Here is a 16,293-nt window from a genome sequence, read left to right as displayed (position 1 = left end):
CGATATAAAACAGAGGAAGGAGTACGTTTTGGAACACAAGAACGCGTGGAATTCCTACGACGACGCAGCGCTTGCTGAGCTCGAGTCTCTGGCGGGCGACTATCGCCGCTTCATCAGTGAGAACAAGACCGAGCGCGAATGCGCGGCAACCGCCATCGCCATGGCGCGCGAGGCGGGATATATCTCCGTCGACGAGGCTCGCGCCGCCGGCCGCACGCTTGTCGCAGGCGACAAGGTGTATGCAGAAAGCTATGGCAAGACGCTTATCCTGGCACACATTGGCACCCGTCCGCTAGAAGACGGCCTGAACATCCTGGGTGCACATATCGACAGCCCTCGCCTGGATATCAAACAAAACCCGCTCTATGAAGCCGGCGACCTGGCGTTTCTCGATACGCACTACTACGGCGGCGTGAAGAAGTACCAATGGGTCACCCTGCCTCTTGCCATCCATGGCGTAATCGCCAAGAAAGATGGCACGGTTGAGCGCGTAAACGTGGGCGAGGACGAAGGCGACCCAGTGTTCTGCGTGACCGACCTGCTGATCCATTTGGCGGGCGATCAGATGCAGAAGAAGGCGTCCGAAGTCGTGGAGGGCGAAGCGCTGGACGTGCTCGCCGGCGGTCGCCCCATGAAGAAAGCCGAAGGCAAAGACGACGCCGACAAGACCGAACTCGAGAAGCTCGCCGATAAAGAACCCGTCAAGGCGCTGCTTCTGTCCAAGCTGGCCGAGAAATACGACATGGAAGAGGCCGATTTCCTGTCCTCTGAGCTCGAAGTGGTGCCCGCCGGCCCCGCGCGTGATTGTGGCTTTGATGCGTCGATGATCCTGGGCTACGGCCACGACGACCGTGTGTGCGCCTACCCCAGCTTGGTGGCGCAGCTCGAAGCACGCGACCTGGAGAAGACCGGCATCTGCATCCTGGTTGATAAGGAAGAGATTGGCAGTGTGGGCGCCACGGGCATGACCTCGATGTTCTTTGAGAACACCATTGCCGAGATCATGGACCTCGCCGGCCAGGCGGGCGATCTGCCGCTGCGCCGCTGCCTCGCGAACTCCAGCATGCTGTCGAGTGACGTAAGCGCCGGCTTTGACCCTTCGTACGCGAGCGCGTTCGAAACCAAGAACACGGCGTATCTGGGCCGCGGCGTGGTGTTCAACAAATTCACAGGCAGCCGCGGCAAGAGCGGATCCAACGACGCCAACGCCGAGTATATGGCCAAGATTCGCGCCATCATGGAGAAGGGTGATGCCGCGTTCCAGACCGCTGAACTGGGTAAAGTCGATGTGGGCGGCGGCGGAACCATCGCCTATATCCTAGCCAAATACGGCATGAACGTGATTGACTGCGGCGTAGCGGTGCTCAGCATGCACGCCCCGTGGGAGGTCATCGACAAGGCCGACCTCTACGAGGCGCTCAAGGCCTACCGCGCATTCTTGAAGTGGGCGTAAGGAAGAGCTGAATCCGAAAGTTACAGGAAAGGCCGGAACCACCCGGCCTTTCCTATGCACGGCAAAATCCGAACGGCGCAACGCTCAACCATAATATGAGGAAAGTCCTGCGCAGACCCGTCCATTGCGGCGCCGCTCCTCGCTAAACACGCTATAGTGATTGCTTGCATTTATTCGCCAGGAAAGGCCACCCATGACCCACGACTTCATATCGCTTGCCATCATCGCCGCCATCGCCGCATTGGCGCCGCTCATCGCCAACCTCATTCCTAAGAAACCCGTGCCTGAAACGGTGCTTCTGCTTTTGGGCGGTGCAATCTTGGGCCCGCACCTGGTCAATGTCATCTGGCTGGATGAAAGCGCCGAGCTGCTTTCCGATCTGGGCTGCGGCATGCTGTTCCTGCTCGCAGGCTATGAAATCAATCCCAAAACTATCACGGGTCGCGAGGGCAAGCGCGGCCTTGCCACGTGGGCGGTCTCGCTTGCGCTGGCGTTCGTGGCCGTGCATGCGTTCACCGGCGTCCAGGCGCGCGGCCTCGACGGCCTTGCCGTGACCATCGCGCTCACCACCACCGCCATCGGCGCGCTCATGCCCATCCTCAAAGAACGCGGCCTCATGGACACGCGCGTGGGATCGTCCATCCTTTCGTACGGCACCTGGGGCGAGCTGGGCCCAGTCATCGCCATGGCTCTACTGCTGTCCACCCGCGCGACCTGGCTTACGGTGGTCATCCTGCTTGGCTTCATCGTCGTCGCCGTGCTGGTGGCGCGCTTCGGGCATCGCACCGCCCGCGCCGACGGCCTCATCCGCGACATCCTGTTCGCAGGCCGCGACACCACCTCGCAGACGTTCGTGCGCCTGACCGTGGCGCTGCTCATCCTGCTGGTGGCCATCTCGTCGCTCTTCGACCTGGACATCGTGCTGGGCGCGTTCGCCGCCGGCTTCATCCTGCGCTACATCATTCCTAAGGACGACGAGATTCTGGAAAAGAAGCTCAACGCTATCGGATACGGCTTCCTCATTCCGCTGTTCTTCGTGGTGTCCGGCGCGAAGATCGACCTGTCCGCCGTGGCGGCGCAGCCTGCCCTGCTCGTAGGTTTCATCGCGATGCTCGTGCTTATTCGCGCGGTGCCCATCTTCGTGTCGATGGCGCGCGACAAAGACCCCGAAGTGGACGCGATGGGCGCTCGCAATCACGCCACCGTGGCCGTGTACTGCACCACCGCTCTGCCGCTCATCGTTGCCGTGACCTCGGTGGCGGTCAACGGCGGCGCGATGGACGCCTCCACCGCCTCGGTGTTCGTATCCGCCGGCGCCGTAACCATGCTGCTCATGCCGCTGATTGCCTCGCTCACCTACCGCGCCGCCAACACGCGCGCCGTGAAGTGGCTGGAGAAAGAGAATAGGTAGCCCTACCCCAGCATTTCCTTCATGTCAGCGGCGACATCGCCGGAAATTGGGCGGACATCGAAGGCATCGACCAGTACTTTGAGCACGTTGGGCGACACAAACGCCGGCAGCGTGGGACCCAGGTAGATGCCCTTGATTCCCAAATGCAGCAGGGTGAGCAGGATGCACACCGCCTTCTGCTCATACCACGAAAGTACCAGCGTAAGCGGCAGATCGTTCACGCCGCAGTCGAACGCCTCGGCAAGCGCGAGAGCAATCTTCACGGCGCCGTACGCGTCGTTGCACTGGCCAACGTCCAGAAGGCGCGGGATGCCCCCAATCGATCCCAAATCAAGATCGTTGAAGCGGAACTTGCCGCACGCCAGCGTGAGCACCACGGTGTCATCGGGCGTCTGCTTTACGAAGTCGGTGTAGTAATTGCGCCCGGCGCGCGCACCATCGCAGCCGCCTACCAGGAAGAAGTGACGCACGTCGCCCGCCTTGACGGCGTTCACCACGGTATCGGCGAGGTTCAGCACAGTGCCATGGCCGAAGCCGGTTGTCATATGGGTTCCGCCGTTGATGCCGGTGAACTCACGGTCTTCATCGTAGCCGCCCAGCTCGATAGCCTTGTCAATCACGGCCGAGAAATCCTTGTCATCGCCGATGTGCGGTGTATCGGGGAAATCGACCACACCGGTGGTAAACACGCGGTCGGCGTACGACGCGCTCGGCGGCATCAGGCAGTTCGTGGTGAACAGGATGGGAGCAGGCACGTCGGCGAACTCTTTACGCTGGTTCTGCCATGCGGTGCCAAAGTTCCCCTTGAGGTGCGCATACTTGCGCAGTTCGGGATACGCGTGGCCAGGCAGCATCTCGCCGTGGGTATACACGTTCACGCCTCGGCCTTCGGTCTGCTTCAACAGAAGTTCAAGGTCACGCAGGTCATGCCCGGTCACGATGACGAACGGCCCTTTCTCCACCTTCATGGTCACATCCGCCGGAGCGGGCGTGCCGTAGGTCTCGGTGTTCGCGCGATCGAGCAGCGCCATGCATGCCAGGTTCACTTCGCCCACCTTGAGCGCCAGCGCCACAGCGTCATCCACGCTTGGATCGGTGGCGAGTGCCGCCAGTCCTTCATAGAAGAAGCCGGTCACCGCAGGATCATCGTAGCCAAGCACGTGAGCATGATGCGCGTAAGCGGCCATGCCACGCAGGCCAAACAACACGAGCGACTTGAGGGAGCGCATGTCCTCATCGGCATTCCAGATGGCGCCCATATCAAAATCGGGGCACGGCTCAATGCCTGCCACGGCGGCGATACGCGCATTCTCCTCGCGCACGCGCTGAGCCATCGCCTCATCGCCTTCGCGGGAAAACGACACGTTGGTCACGCACGTGAACATGGCATTCATCACAAGTTCGTCGGTCGCCGCATCGGGGATTGCGCCCGCCGCCACGGTACGCGCGAGGCCTATGAGCGCCCCGGTGATTTCATCCTGCGCCTGGGCGTCGTCGGCCTTCTTGCCGCATACGCCTGCCGCACCCGTGCACCCCGTGCATCCGGCAGTTTGCTCGCACTGGAAGCAGAACATCTTCTGGTCGGTCATGGAATCCCCCTGTCTCTTCGAGCACGGCCTTTTGCCTGGCTCCTGTTCCGAACTGGGGGCAGCATAGTGCTGTTATAATTGCATTTCCGTTGTATATACAACGTGCAGGAGGTTTTTCATGGATACTTCTTCGCAAAGCAACGCAACAGCTTCGCCAGTCACCAAAACGCGCATCGACATCACGCTTCTTGCGAAAACGCGCCTCTTCCAAGGTGCCAACGCACACGAAATCGAAGCGATGCTCCAATGCCTGGACGCTCAGCCGCGCACGTATCCTAAGGGATCGTACATCTATCGCATGGGCGATATGCCACGTGCGATGGGCCTTGTGCTCAAGGGCTCGGTTCGCATCGAGAGCACGGACGCCTGGGGTGCAACGGCGGTATTCGCCCAAATTGGCCCTGGTCAAGCGTTTGCCGAGGCATACGCATGCGCACCCGGAGAACCCATGGAAGTGGCTGCGGTAGCGGCGCAGGACTGCGAGGTGCTTATGTTGGACGTCCAGCGCATCATCAACGTCTGCTCCAAGACGTGCGAGCACCACGCCCTCTTGATCAGGAACCTGCTGGCGGTCATTGCGCGCAAGAACATCGGCCTCTCGCAGCGAGCACGCCACACCGCACCCAAAAACCATTCGCGGCAAGGTGCTGGCATACCTTTCTTCGCAAGCGAGCACCCAGGGGTCGCGCACGTTTGACATTCCGTTCGATCGCCAGCAATTAGCCGACTATCTCTGCGTCGATCGCAGCGCCCTCTCGGCCGAACTCGGCCGCATGAAACGCGAAGGCATCATCGACGTGCGCAAAAATAGATTCGTTCTGAACAATTAAGCAGAGAACTAGGGACGCCCCTCGTCGGCGTCCTTTTTCGATGCGCATGCATGGTTCTCGGAGGAACAGCCCTCACCGCCATGGCACCCGTCCTTCCCGCCGAACACGCGTGCCGCGTGGCGGAGCGCAAACACGAATGCCACTAAGACGATTGCCAGCAGAATAATGGTCTGCACATTGATTTCCATCTCCACCATTGTGCACCACCTCTACACCCTCTTGTAGCCGGTATATACGGCAGCGATGGCGCACAGAAGCATCGCCCATCCGAAAAACTTATGTTTCTTCATGTCGCTCTCCCTTCGTTGAACGCATGGCCTTCAATGTCCGCCAATGCCATGCGAGCCTTATGTTAGCTATAGTTGACTTCTTCCTAGTGTAGCACTATTCTAACTTTTAGTTAGACGAGGGGAACTATTGTTGCCTCTCAATGGATTCACTACGCTCATGCGGACAAAAGGAGGAAAGCATGAATGCAAAGATCGGATCGCTTCTTGTTGGTGCAGGCTTTCTGCTAGGAACCGTAGGCGTCAAGGCGCTTACCAGCCCCCAGGCCAAGAAATGCTATGTGCACGGGGTTGCCGGAGCCTTGCGCGCAAAGCAGAGCTACGAAGAGATCGTCGAACAGGCCAAGGCCGAGGTAGATGACATCGTAGCTGAAGCGGCCTACCTCAACGCCTCCAAACCCGACCACGTCCAAAGTGCAGCAGAAGCGGTCGCGGCCGAGACCACTGGCGCCTCCGCAGCAACCTCTGCCACTACAGCGACGACCACCGCATAATCGATTTCGGGCGAAACCGCATGGAATACCGCATTCATCACGAGATTCCCGGCAGGGTACGCGTCAAGCTTGCCGGCCGCGTGCCCGACTCCGACCTCGATGCCCTTATCAAGATGACGAGTGAATGCCCCGTCATTCGCAAAATTCAGGTGTACGGTAGCATCGGCCAGATGGCAATCGAATACGCAAACGGTGAAACAGGGCGCGCGGCGGTACTTTCCCACCTTGACGGCATCACGCGCGAGGACATCGAGCGCGCAAAGGCGGGCTATGCGATGGCACTTGCGCCACGCACCCATGCGCTTCTGCTGCAACTCGCACGTATCGTGGGCGCCTACGTAGCACGTCGCTGGCTTTTCCCCATGCCCATCCGGACACTGTTCGCCATCAACGCGTTCCTGCCGTTCCTTGCTGCCGGATGGCAGGCACTGCGTCGTGGCAGGCTTACCGTCCCCGTGCTCGATGCAGCGGCAATCGGCATATCTTTCATAAAGCGCGATCCTAAAACAGCCGGTGAAACCATGTTTTTACTTCATGTAGGCGAAGCGCTAGAAGACTACACGCGCGCAGCGTCTGAAAACGAGCTCATCGGCTCGCTGCTGGATGTGCCCGATTCGGTGCAGAAGGTGCAGGGAGATACCGAAGTGCGTGTGAGCGCCGAAAGCCTCAAGCCGGGCGATTTAGTGGCAGTGCGCACGGGCATGTCCATCTGCATCGATGGCGTGGTGGAGCGAGGCGTCGCCATGGTGAACCAGGCCACGCTCACAGGAGAACCCCTGTCCGTGGAGCGCGCCGTAGGAGACGACGTGTTCGCCGGCACCGTGGTCGAGGAGGGCGACATCTTGGTGCGCGTGCGTGAAAGCACCGGAGAAACCAGACTGCGATCTATTGTTGCCCTGGTCGAACACGCCGATTCTCTCAAATCAAACGTGCAATCGCACATGGAAGCCATGGCGGATCGAATCGTGCCCTGGAATTTCCTGCTTGCCGGCATCGTGGCCGTAATCACCCGCGACCTCACGAAAACATCGGCGGCACTGATGGTGGACTATTCGTGCGCCCTCAAACTGGCAGGCTCCATCGCCGTGCTGACAGCCATGAGCAACGCTGCAAAAGCAGGCATCATGGTGAAAGGGGCGCGTTATTTCGAGGCGTTCGCCCAGGCGGACACCATCGTATTCGACAAAACGGGCACGCTCACCGAGGCGGCGCCCAAGCTCGTGCGCGTCGAATCGGCAAACGACGCTTGGTCCGAGGATGAAATCCTACGCCTTTCCGCCTGTCTGGAGGAGCATTTTCCCCATCCTGTAGCACGTGCCGTGGTACACGCCGCCGAGGAACGTGGGCTTGAGCACCGCGAGCGCCATGCCGCCGTGGAGTACATCGTGGCGCACGGCATAGCCTCCGAGCTCGACGGCAGGCGCGTAGTCATAGGCTCGAAGCATTTCGTGATAGAGGACGAGCATGCACAGCTTGACGAATCGCTTGCCGCGCGCATCGAGGAACATTTCATGGGCCTCTCCCCGCTTTATCTCGCCATCGACGGAGCCGTCGTAGGGGTATTGGGCATCCAAGACCCCATAAAGCCCGGTGCAGCCGACGCCATAGCGCAGCTGAAGAGCATGGGCATCGAGCACATTGTCATGCTGACGGGCGACTACGCAAAAACCGCCGAACGCATCGCTAGGGAGGCTGGAATCGACGAATGGCGCGCCGATCTTTTGCCCGAGGATAAGTACGCCTACCTCGCATCGCTCAAGGAACAAGGCCGCCGTGTTGCCATGGTGGGCGACGGCGTGAACGACTCCCCCGCTCTTTCGCTTGCTGACGTAGGCATTGCCATGGGACAAGGATCCGACATCGCCAAGGAGGTTGCCGACATCGTGCTCTCCGACACCGAGCTTGCCGCTCTGGTCACGCTGCGCCGCATAAGCAGCGGGATGCAACGGCGCATGATGGGTTCGTATCGCAAGGTCATCGGCATCAATTCGGCGCTCCTCGCCCTCGGGATAGGCGGCGCCATCACGCCGCAGACCTCGTCGCTTCTGCATAACGCTAGCACCGTGGGACTTTCGCTGGTGAACACGAGCCGCTACGTGTAGCTTTCGTCACGACCATGGCCATTCCAACGCGACGTATGCTTCTGATACACGAAAAGCCGCCCTTAGGGGCGGCTTTTCAACAGGAGGGGTATCGGAACCGAGAATCTAATTTCATATCCTCCCCCCTTTCCTTGTACGTCACACCGTTTTTTACGGCACTTCGAATATGGAGAGAATATGAAGAAGCGCCCCCTTCGATAAGGGGCGCTTTTGCTCAAAATAATGGGGACGGTTTGCGCGAATGACGCCAGTCCTATTCGTGATGATGGCCGCAGCCGCAATCATCATGCTTGTGATCATGCGCGCAGCCGCAGTCGTGATCGTGCGCATGCCCATGGTCGTGGCCGCAGCCGCAACCGTCATCGTGACCGGAATGCGGCGCCTCGCCCACAGCCGCGACGCCCGATGCCGCGATTGCCGACGCCACCATCTGCTCCTCCTCGGTGGTCACCACCTCGTAGGGCCACTCGACGATGCCGCCCGCGTCGTACACGTTCACATACCCGATTGCCTCCATGTACTGCGCCGCGGTCGCGCTGCGCGCCCCGGTGCGGCAATACAGCACGATGACAGACGCGTCATCGGCCATCTCCATGCCACGCGCCTGGGCGATGGCGTCTAGGCCGCGCTCCGAAAGCGCCTCGTCGTACAGGCAGTCCATGATGGTTTCCACGGGCATGCACCCGGCACCGGGAATATGCCCCGCGTCGAACTCCTCCTGCGTGCGCACGTCCACCAGCAGCATATGCGGGTCGTTTTCCAGCATCTCCTGCACTTCGGCGATATCTATCTTCATGGCGAATCTCCTTGCCTTCCGTATCTGCTTCAGCGGATTGTACAGCTCCTTGGCCGCTAAATCTTCAGCTCCACGATACGGGCATCGACGACGGCCCCGCCCTCAATCGTGATTTTGGCCACGCTGGGAAGCGAGCCGCCGCGCGGGCGAACGGGCGAACCCGGACATACGATCATGCGCGCCGGAAACGCCTCGCCGCCGTACTCGATGCGCGGCACATGCGTATGCCCGTGCACCGCCACCCACGGCACCGGGTCACCCGGCGCTAGCGCCGACGTGCGTCCCGAAAGTGCCCGCTGCAGACTGCTGGGCGTGTGCGTGACCAGGAACCGCACGCCATCAATCGTCTCGGCCGCATAGCGACCCACTGAATCGCCGTATTCCGGAATGTCGTTGTTGCCCAGCACCGCCGTGACGGGCGCGAGCGTGCGCAGCTCCTCCAGAATCTCGATGCGGCCGATGTCACCCGCATGAATGATGTGGTCGCAATCCGCCAGCTCGAAATACGCGGCGCGCGGCAGATGCCCGTGCGTGTCGGAGATGATGCCTACGAGCATGCCTATTCCTCCTCGTCGTCCTCGCCGGCGGCGTCGATGATGGATGCGGGAGACAGCCAATCGATGTAGGGGCGGCACAGCAGACGCGCATCGCGGTACGCCTGCGCCATGGTCACGATGGTCTGGCCCTGGTAATTGCCCGATTTCTGCAGTTCAACCACCAGCGCCACATCGGGCGTGGTGTCCTCGGTCAGATTAAGGGGCAAAAGCAGGTTCATGCTGTTCGTGCGCGGATAATACGCGGGAACCGCCGTTTTGTAGTTCCAGCGCACCTGGCGGCGAGCCTGGTCGATGGCAGCGTTAATGCTGTTAGACAGCCGCGTGAACAGACGCGGGTCATTGGCGATTGCCGCACGCAGACGATCGAAGCGCGCCGCACGCCCACGTGGCGTCAAATCTTCAACGCCGGCCAAGATGCCGCGGCATTCCGCCGAAGATGCCAGCTCATCGCGCAAGAAATTGAGCGGGAGCCTATGCACGTTGTCCACTACGATATGACGGATATCACATACCACTTCGCGGTCGAGATCGAACAGCAGATCCTCCTTGCGCTGCAGATAGCTCGCGGGCTGCGGCAGCGGGTTCATTTCACGCACGAGACGCTTGCCGAACTTGCCCGTGCCCGCCGTGCAAAAACCGACGAATGCCCACGGCTGGCGACCATCCGCCGATGAAGGTTCGAAGCACGCATAGATATCTTCGTAATGCTTGTCCACCAGGCCCGTATTGAACGCCGCGAAGCCCTCATCGTCCGAAAACGCCACCTTGTCCTCAAGCGTGAGGCGGTAGAACGTATAGCGAATGTAGTTATGCAGAATGTCGTAGCGCTTCGTCGACCCTCCGACCGCCTGGATGCCGGGCACCTCGCAGAAGTCCCACGGCTCCTCGAGGGCGAGCGATGCAAGCGTCGAGAGAAAATTGGACCACGTTCCCAAATCGGCGAAACGTTCGAGCGCCTTGCCAGGAATCGTGCGCCCACGCAGCGAACGGGAAGATCTCGCCGAGGGCTTTGCCGTTTTGGCGGAATCCGCCTCAGTTGATGAGGCCTTCTGCCCCTTTTTGGCCGAAGGGGCGGATTTCTTGTCGGTCGCCTTCTTGGAATCCGCCTTCGCATCAGAAGCCTGAGAGTTCACCTTGAAGCCAGCGCTTTGGCCGGATTCCGTTTTGGAATCGGAAGGCTGTCGGGCTCCTTCGGCCATGGGCGAAGCAGGCTGCTGAGCTTCGACCTCAAACTTTGCTTTGGATTCAAGAGCACGCTGGGATTCCGCATGCGAGGTTGAGCCCTGCTTGGATTCCGCTTTCGAGGCAGAGGCCTGCTTAGCTGTCTGCTTTTCGGGCTTTTCCGCACGTTCTCGGCCTTCGAAGCCTGAATCATTGGACTCAGATTCGCTCTTAGTGTCTTTTAGATTCTTGGTATCGTTATTCTGTTTTCTATCTTTTTGATTCTTAGATTCATTATTTCTCTTAGATTTCTGTTCGTAATCATTATTTTCACGAAGAGAGAACATCGACTGCGAAACACCGCCCACCTCCTTGGTGGACATGGTTACGAAATCCGCCATCTCTTCCAGCATAGGCGTGAGCTTGATGAACCCGTAGTCCGCCTTATCGATATCCTCACGAAGGAAGCACCATCCCAGATTTGCCAGCGGATATTCCTCGTCGAAGTCGAAATTGCGCTTAAGGACCTGATAGATGGCCCTTTTATCATCCTCCGTCATACGCGGAGCATTCTTCTTACGAGCAGCCATGCCGCCCCTTTCTCTCTATATGAAACGAAGCCGCACGCACCTCTTGGCAATTGCACGTGGCTCCGATAAAAGGCGAAGCCGCATATGCGGCTCCCCTCTCAATCGTTATTTATGGTACGGCTCGCCGCGGCTGATTTTGAACGCGCGGTAAATCTGCTCCAACAGCACCACGCGTGCAAGGTTGTGCGGCAGCGTAATCTTGCCGAACGAAAGCGTCTCGCTGGCGGCGCCGTACACCTCTTGGCTCACGCCGCTCGATCCACCGATGATGAACGTGATGTCGCTCGTGCCTCCCAGCGCGATGGCGTCAAGACGCGCGGCGATGCCCTCGCTCGACAGCTGTTTGCCCTGCACATCGAGGAGCATCACGTGCGAGTGGGCCGGCAGCGCTTTCAGGATATCCTTGCCTTCTGCCTTGCGTGAGGCTTCGTCGCCGCCGCATTTTGCCGGATCGCGGTCGGATATCTCCACCACGCGCACCTTCGCATATCCCTTAAGACGCTTAAGGTATTCGTCGCATGCGGCAACCCAAAACTTCTCTTTGAGTTTGCCCACGGCGATCACGGTGATGTTCATCCGAAATCCTCCCTTGCCTGCGTGCGCTCAGCCACAACGGTCGCTGTCGCACCATGCCCAGCGCGACTATCCGATGGCCATGAACTCCGTCACGCGCAGCACCAGCGTGTACGGCGTCATGCGGGGCCACACCTCTGCGACCTGCTTGTATTCGTCGCTCTCGGCGGCAACCAACTCACAGCGCATGCGAATGCCCTTGTGGCGCGAGGCTTTGTTCTCCGCCTGGGGATTCGCCACATCGTACACCACTACGCACTGTCCCGTGCGCTCAATGTTCTCGCGCGTGCGATTGGCGGCGAGCGTCATGACCAGATGGGTGTCGTCCGCCATCATGGGAACGAAAATGGCAGCATTGGGCGTGCCGTCCTCATTGACCGTGGCGACCACCGACGTGCCCTCTACCTTGCCCATGGACGCTTTCAGCGTATCGCCCACAAGCGTCGTGAATTTTCCCGTCGCCGCGTATTTCTCCAGCATGATGTGCCTTCTTTCTATTGCAAATGTGCACGTTGCTCTACGTCTTGCGTATCTGTTTGCATCACGCATTATGAGCCGTTTCCCTGCGTCGTCCGCAACCGATGTCCTTCTGTCACCCAATCGCAAAGCACGGTTCATCACGACACTAGAACCCGGGCAGACAACGATAAAGCCTTGACGCTACCCCAGCGAATCACGCAGAGCAGCCAGTTTGGCGCGCACGTCGGGATTCAGGCGCTCGGCCACGGTGTTCTTCACGGCAACCTTGGGAGCGTCGTCCAGACGCGACTCGTGGACGTGCAGGTTCACCGCACGGCTGAAACCATCGGCGCTCATGCGATCGACACCGCCGCCGAACACCGTGTTCTGGATGGATGCGTCGCTGGTGACCACCATGGTTTCCACGCCGCGCGCACGCGCCTCCCACGCCAGCTTTTCAATCACCTTGTCGGCGGAATCGCCCGCGCGGGAAAACATGATGCGCACGCCGGCGATGCGCTCCACCGTGCCGTCGGAGAACTCATTGTCGGCGCCGTCGAACACGATGATCGCATCGGAATCGCGGCCCGCATAGGCCACCACGTCGTTGATGAGGGCCTCGCGTGCACGGTTGAACGCATCGTTGTCGTAGTCGGGATTGGGCCCCGCATGAAGTACATGGCGATAGCGCGAGCCGCTGCGCAGCACGTTGTAGCCATCGACCAGAAGGAGCCTTCTTCTTTGCTTTCCCATAGTTTGCTAGTTTCTAAAAAATACTTACTTTCCAGAAGCCTTCACAGCACACTGACGCATCCATTCGTACATGATAGCAGTGGCGGCTTGGGCGACATTGAGCGATTCGACCTTGCCCACCTGCGGAAGCTTGGTCAAAAAGTCGCACTCCTCCATGGTCAGTCGCGAAAGGCCCTCGTCCTCGCTGCCCATAACCAGCGCGATCTTGCCGTAAAGCGGCGCCTCCCAAACGGTGTGCTGCGCATGCTCGCTTGCGCCCGCCACCCAGAAGCCTTCCTTCTTCAGGCGCTCCAACGTGGAAGCAAGGTTCGCCACCTGGCTGATCTTCAGATGGTTGATGGCGCCCGCCGAGCTCTTGTATGTAGCGGCGGTCACGCGTGCGCCGCGCTTGTTGGGGATGACCAGGCCGCTTGCGCCCACAATCTCGGCGGAACGGGCGATGGCGCCCAGATTACCCGCGTCGGTCACGTGGTCAAGCAACACGACCAGCGCATTGCCCTGCTCATCGGCGCGTTTGTTGGCGTCAGCGATGATATCGGTCATGCTCACATAGGGGAACGGAAGCGTTTCGGCCATAACGCCCTGGTGGCTGCCGCGCTCGCTCATGTCGTCGAGCATTTTGCGCGAGACGGGCTTCACCTTCACGCCATGCTGACGCGCCTTGCGCAGGATGTCTTTGATCTGACCGTCCTGCTGCACGTTGTCGGCCATGAGCACACTCTTGAGCGGCATGCCCGCACGCAGCGCCTCGATAACCGGACGCCTTCCTTCAATGTATTCTGCCATATGGTCTTTCCTTTATCCGTATGTCTAAGCCCGCTTGATGCGGCTACCGGCGGCGGTGTCTTCGATTACCAGGTCGAGCTCTTTGAGCTGGTCGCGGATGGCGTCGGCACGCGGCCAATCCTTCGCGGCACGAGCCTCGGCGCGCACGGCGAGAATGGCCTCGGCGGCATCGTCCACGTTGTCGCCCTTATACCCCGCAACGTCTTCGGCAATGCCGATGAGCGCGATGGGCAGCTCAGCCTGCTTGACGGGGAGATCGATGCCCAGCAAACCGAACGCGCCCAGGATGGAGGCGGCGCAGGCGACGCAGGCCTCCTGGTCTGCCGCGCCTCCTGCCTGCTCCACATACGTGTTCGCCTCGGTCACCAGCGAGAAATACGCCGCCAGCGCGCCTGCCGTGTTGAAATCGTCATTCATCTGGGCTTCGAACTCGTCCTTAGCAGCATCAGTTGCGTCGAGAAGCTTCTGGGCAAGCTCCGCATCCGCCGAGGCGCCCTCCTCAACATGGCCCGCCGCCCAACGCAGGTTCTCCACGCAGGTGGCGATGCGCTCGAGCGAGTTCTCGGCACCCTCCAGACGCTCCCATGAGAAATCCAAAGGCGAGCGGTAATGCGTCTGCAGCATCAGGAGGCGAAGCGCCGCCGCACTGTGAGCGTCCAGAACCTCTTTGAGCGTGTAGAAGTTGCCCAGGCTCTTGGACATCTTCTCACCGTCCACGCGCAGCATGCCCGCATGCATCCACGTGTTCGCAAACCCCTGATGCCAGCAGCACGTGGCCTGCGCGCATTCGTTCTCATGATGCGGAAATGCCAGGTCACCGCCGCCGCCGTGGATGTCGATGGGCGTGCCCAGGTAGCGATGCACCATGGCAGCGCACTCGGTGTGCCAGCCGGGACGGCCCTTGCCCCACGGCGAATCCCACATGGGCTCGCCCGGCTTGGCGGCCTTCCACAGCGCGAAGTCCAGCGGATCGCGTTTGTCTTCGTTCTCCTCGATGCGAGCGCCCACCATGAGGTCGTCGATCTTGCGGCCGGACACCTCGCCGTAATTCGGGTCACTGCGCACTGAGAAATACACGTCGCCGTTGTCAGCCGCATAGGCATGGCCCTGCTCGATCAGGCTCTTGATCATGCCAATCATGGGGCCGATTTCCTTGGTCGCGCGCGGGCGAATGTCAGGATCCATGATGTTGAAGCGATGCATCTGCTCGATGAACGCGTCGGAGAACTCATGCGCCACCTCTTCAGGCGCGCGACCCTGCTCGTTGGCGCGATTGATGATCTTGTCGTCCACGTCGGTCAGATTCTGCGCGAACGTGACCTCGTAACCGCTGGCGATGAGCCAGCGACGAATCACATCGAACGAGAGGAACGTGCGCGCATTGCCGATGTGGATCTGGTCGTACACGGTGGGGCCACACACGTACATGCGCACCTTGCCCTCTTCGATGGGCGTGAACTCGCGCTTCTCGCGCAGCTGGCTGTTATAAATACGAATCATGATGACTCCTTGAGCTTTGTGCAACATTGCAAAACATGCAGGTTAAAGAAAGTCAGCGAGAACCCGTCCGGTGCTTCAGATTGCCCCGCCGCGACCCCAAGCGTGCTTCGCACGCGCCGAGGGGAGCACAAGGGGCAAGGTGAAGCGCCCGACGGGTTCGCAGCGTCGAGTAGTGCGTTGGCCGTCAGGCCGACGCAACGACCACTAACATCGTTCCAACAGCGCCACGGCTTGGGCGGAAATTCCCTCTTCGCGGCCCTCGAAACCCAGCCGCTCGGTGGTGGTGGCTTTCACACCCACCGCATCCACGGAAATGCCCATCGCATGCGCCAAGTTCTCACGCATGGCCTCGCGGTGCGGCGAGAGCTTGGGCGCCTGCGCGGCAATCACGCTGTCCACGTCCACAATCTCGAAGCCCAGCGAGCGCACATGCTCGGCTACTGCTGCCAAAAGTTTGAGCGAATCGGCGCCGGCATACTTCGGGTCGGTATCGGGAAACAGCTTGCCGATATCGCCCGCGCGCGCCGCACCCAGAAGCGCATCGGAAATCGCATGCGCCAGCACATCGGCATCGGAATGGCCCAGAAGGCCCTGGTGATGCGGAATATCCACTCCGCCCAGAATCAGCTTGCGGTCAGGCGCAAACGCATGAACGTCGTACCCTAGACCGATTCTCATGTTCGAAGCGTTCGTCACGCGTTCTCTCCTTCGTCCTCGTTGGGAACAAGGCCCAGCGACTGCACGATCGCCGAAAGCATGCGATAGTCCTCCGGCACCGTGAGCTTGATGTTGGCGCGCTTGCCTTCCACCACCAGCACCTTGCCGCCCATGCGTTCGATGAGCGACGCGTCGTCGGTGCCGATGAAGCCCTCGGCCAAAGCCGACGCATGTGCGCGACGGTACACGCCCGATCGGAAGACCTGAGGCGTCTGCGCGTTCCAGAACACGCGAC

18 protein-coding genes are annotated in these 16,293 nt (G+C 60.3%); 6 read left to right on the top strand and 12 right to left on the bottom strand.

Annotated features, from left to right (window positions below):
- Window positions 1-28: 28 nt before the first annotated feature.
- Both Q0J60_RS08090 and Q0J60_RS08085 read left to right on the top strand, forming a co-directional pair.
- Window positions 29-1,453, top strand: coding sequence for an aminopeptidase (locus Q0J60_RS08090; RefSeq protein WP_294440398.1), 1,425 nt, complete (start codon window positions 29-31; stop codon window positions 1,451-1,453).
- 193 nt (window positions 1,454-1,646) lie between these two features.
- Entirely contained in the window at window positions 1,647-2,864 is a 1,218-nt protein-coding gene (locus Q0J60_RS08085) for a cation:proton antiporter (RefSeq protein WP_294440397.1), read from the top strand.
- 2 nt (window positions 2,865-2,866) lie between these two features.
- Here Q0J60_RS08085 and hcp read toward each other — a convergent pair whose 3' ends face one another.
- Window positions 2,867-4,453: a hydroxylamine reductase gene (gene hcp / locus Q0J60_RS08080; RefSeq protein ID WP_294440396.1), complete on the bottom strand. Its 1,587-nt coding sequence runs from the start codon at window positions 4,451-4,453 to the stop codon at window positions 2,867-2,869.
- 118 nt (window positions 4,454-4,571) lie between these two features.
- Between hcp and Q0J60_RS08075 the strand changes: the two genes are divergently transcribed.
- A complete protein-coding gene (locus Q0J60_RS08075) occupies window positions 4,572-5,150 on the top strand; it encodes a Crp/Fnr family transcriptional regulator (protein ID WP_294440394.1) in 579 nt (192 codons plus the stop codon).
- Window positions 5,098-5,283 carry a helix-turn-helix domain-containing protein gene (locus Q0J60_RS10535; RefSeq protein ID WP_367178823.1) on the top strand — a complete coding sequence of 62 codons (186 nt, stop codon included), beginning with the start codon at window positions 5,098-5,100 and terminating at the stop codon, window positions 5,281-5,283. Before Q0J60_RS08075 ends, Q0J60_RS10535 begins: the two co-directional genes overlap by 53 nt.
- An 8-nt stretch (window positions 5,284-5,291) precedes the next feature.
- Here Q0J60_RS10535 and Q0J60_RS08070 read toward each other — a convergent pair whose 3' ends face one another.
- Window positions 5,292-5,480 (bottom strand): hypothetical protein, encoded by a 189-nt coding sequence (locus tag Q0J60_RS08070; RefSeq protein WP_294440393.1) that lies wholly within the window; start codon window positions 5,478-5,480, stop codon window positions 5,292-5,294.
- A 272-nt stretch (window positions 5,481-5,752) separates the two neighbouring features.
- Here Q0J60_RS08070 and Q0J60_RS08065 point away from each other — a divergent pair, with 272 nt between their 5' ends.
- Both Q0J60_RS08065 and Q0J60_RS08060 read left to right on the top strand, forming a co-directional pair.
- On the top strand, window positions 5,753-6,064 hold the full coding sequence (locus tag Q0J60_RS08065) for a DUF6110 family protein (protein ID WP_294440391.1): 312 nt from the start codon (window positions 5,753-5,755) through the stop codon (window positions 6,062-6,064).
- A 20-nt stretch (window positions 6,065-6,084) separates the two neighbouring features.
- Window positions 6,085-8,166, top strand: coding sequence for a heavy metal translocating P-type ATPase (locus Q0J60_RS08060; RefSeq protein ID WP_294440388.1), 2,082 nt, complete (start codon window positions 6,085-6,087; stop codon window positions 8,164-8,166).
- Between the two features lie 253 nt (window positions 8,167-8,419).
- On the opposite strand, the gene Q0J60_RS08055 is transcribed toward Q0J60_RS08060, so the two are convergent.
- The 10 genes from Q0J60_RS08055 to Q0J60_RS08010 all read right to left on the bottom strand — a co-directional run.
- Window positions 8,420-8,962, bottom strand: coding sequence for a rhodanese-like domain-containing protein (locus tag Q0J60_RS08055; protein ID WP_294440386.1), 543 nt, complete (start codon window positions 8,960-8,962; stop codon window positions 8,420-8,422).
- A 56-nt stretch (window positions 8,963-9,018) separates the two neighbouring features.
- Window positions 9,019-9,519, bottom strand: a complete 501-nt coding sequence (locus Q0J60_RS08050) for a metallophosphoesterase family protein (RefSeq protein WP_294440384.1) — start codon at window positions 9,517-9,519, stop codon at window positions 9,019-9,021.
- Window positions 9,520-9,521: 2 nt separating this feature from the next.
- Window positions 9,522-11,270: a DUF3825 domain-containing protein gene (locus Q0J60_RS08045; RefSeq protein ID WP_294440381.1), complete on the bottom strand. Its 1,749-nt coding sequence runs from the start codon at window positions 11,268-11,270 to the stop codon at window positions 9,522-9,524.
- Window positions 11,271-11,375: 105 nt separating this feature from the next.
- Window positions 11,376-11,846 carry a 23S rRNA (pseudouridine(1915)-N(3))-methyltransferase RlmH gene (rlmH, locus tag Q0J60_RS08040; protein ID WP_294440378.1) on the bottom strand — a complete coding sequence of 157 codons (471 nt, stop codon included), beginning with the start codon at window positions 11,844-11,846 and terminating at the stop codon, window positions 11,376-11,378.
- A 66-nt stretch (window positions 11,847-11,912) separates the two neighbouring features.
- Window positions 11,913-12,323: a pyridoxamine 5'-phosphate oxidase family protein gene (locus tag Q0J60_RS08035; RefSeq protein ID WP_294440376.1), complete on the bottom strand. Its 411-nt coding sequence runs from the start codon at window positions 12,321-12,323 to the stop codon at window positions 11,913-11,915.
- A 180-nt stretch (window positions 12,324-12,503) separates the two neighbouring features.
- Window positions 12,504-13,055 (bottom strand): NYN domain-containing protein, encoded by a 552-nt coding sequence (locus Q0J60_RS08030; protein ID WP_294440375.1) that lies wholly within the window; start codon window positions 13,053-13,055, stop codon window positions 12,504-12,506.
- A gap of 24 nt (window positions 13,056-13,079) precedes the next feature.
- Window positions 13,080-13,841: a 23S rRNA (guanosine(2251)-2'-O)-methyltransferase RlmB gene (gene rlmB / locus Q0J60_RS08025; protein ID WP_294440373.1), complete on the bottom strand. Its 762-nt coding sequence runs from the start codon at window positions 13,839-13,841 to the stop codon at window positions 13,080-13,082.
- Window positions 13,842-13,865: 24 nt separating this feature from the next.
- Window positions 13,866-15,341 (bottom strand): cysteine--tRNA ligase, encoded by a 1,476-nt coding sequence (gene cysS / locus Q0J60_RS08020; RefSeq protein WP_294440371.1) that lies wholly within the window; start codon window positions 15,339-15,341, stop codon window positions 13,866-13,868.
- Window positions 15,342-15,545: 204 nt separating this feature from the next.
- Window positions 15,546-16,019 carry a 2-C-methyl-D-erythritol 2,4-cyclodiphosphate synthase gene (gene ispF / locus Q0J60_RS08015; protein WP_294440447.1) on the bottom strand — a complete coding sequence of 158 codons (474 nt, stop codon included), beginning with the start codon at window positions 16,017-16,019 and terminating at the stop codon, window positions 15,546-15,548.
- A 14-nt stretch (window positions 16,020-16,033) separates the two neighbouring features.
- Window positions 16,034-16,293 (bottom strand): 2-C-methyl-D-erythritol 4-phosphate cytidylyltransferase (locus Q0J60_RS08010; RefSeq protein ID WP_294440369.1); only part of this gene is annotated, 260 nt, incomplete at its 5' end.

It is taken from the genome of uncultured Slackia sp., from assembly GCF_944321625.1.
Taxonomy (GTDB): domain Bacteria; phylum Actinomycetota; class Coriobacteriia; order Coriobacteriales; family Eggerthellaceae; genus Slackia.
The sequence above is the reverse complement of the archived record's forward strand: the minus strand, read 5'-3'. Positions and strand labels throughout refer to the sequence as shown.

What these genes read in the sequence shown, in the direction of transcription:
- Q0J60_RS08065 (WP_294440391.1), top strand. Translation starts at nt 5,753, where the DNA reads ATGAATGCAAAGATCGGATCGCTTCTTGTTGGTGCAGGCTTTCTGCTA.
- Q0J60_RS08075 (WP_294440394.1), top strand. Translation starts at nt 4,572, where the DNA reads ATGGATACTTCTTCGCAAAGCAACGCAACAGCTTCGCCAGTCACCAAA.
- Q0J60_RS08055 (WP_294440386.1), bottom strand. Translation starts at nt 8,962, where the DNA reads ATGAAGATAGATATCGCCGAAGTGCAGGAGATGCTGGAAAACGACCCG.
- Q0J60_RS08035 (WP_294440376.1), bottom strand. Translation starts at nt 12,323, where the DNA reads ATGCTGGAGAAATACGCGGCGACGGGAAAATTCACGACGCTTGTGGGC.
- Q0J60_RS08060 (WP_294440388.1), top strand. Translation starts at nt 6,085, where the DNA reads ATGGAATACCGCATTCATCACGAGATTCCCGGCAGGGTACGCGTCAAG.
- Q0J60_RS08045 (WP_294440381.1), bottom strand. Translation starts at nt 11,270, where the DNA reads ATGGCTGCTCGTAAGAAGAATGCTCCGCGTATGACGGAGGATGATAAA.
- cysS (WP_294440371.1), bottom strand. Translation starts at nt 15,341, where the DNA reads ATGATTCGTATTTATAACAGCCAGCTGCGCGAGAAGCGCGAGTTCACG.
- Q0J60_RS08030 (WP_294440375.1), bottom strand. Translation starts at nt 13,055, where the DNA reads ATGGGAAAGCAAAGAAGAAGGCTCCTTCTGGTCGATGGCTACAACGTG.
- rlmH (WP_294440378.1), bottom strand. Translation starts at nt 11,846, where the DNA reads ATGAACATCACCGTGATCGCCGTGGGCAAACTCAAAGAGAAGTTTTGG.
- hcp (WP_294440396.1), bottom strand. Translation starts at nt 4,453, where the DNA reads ATGACCGACCAGAAGATGTTCTGCTTCCAGTGCGAGCAAACTGCCGGA.
- ispF (WP_294440447.1), bottom strand. Translation starts at nt 16,019, where the DNA reads ATGAGAATCGGTCTAGGGTACGACGTTCATGCGTTTGCGCCTGACCGC.
- Q0J60_RS08070 (WP_294440393.1), bottom strand. Translation starts at nt 5,480, where the DNA reads ATGGTGGAGATGGAAATCAATGTGCAGACCATTATTCTGCTGGCAATC.
- Q0J60_RS08085 (WP_294440397.1), top strand. Translation starts at nt 1,647, where the DNA reads ATGACCCACGACTTCATATCGCTTGCCATCATCGCCGCCATCGCCGCA.
- rlmB (WP_294440373.1), bottom strand. Translation starts at nt 13,841, where the DNA reads ATGGCAGAATACATTGAAGGAAGGCGTCCGGTTATCGAGGCGCTGCGT.
- Q0J60_RS08050 (WP_294440384.1), bottom strand. Translation starts at nt 9,519, where the DNA reads ATGCTCGTAGGCATCATCTCCGACACGCACGGGCATCTGCCGCGCGCC.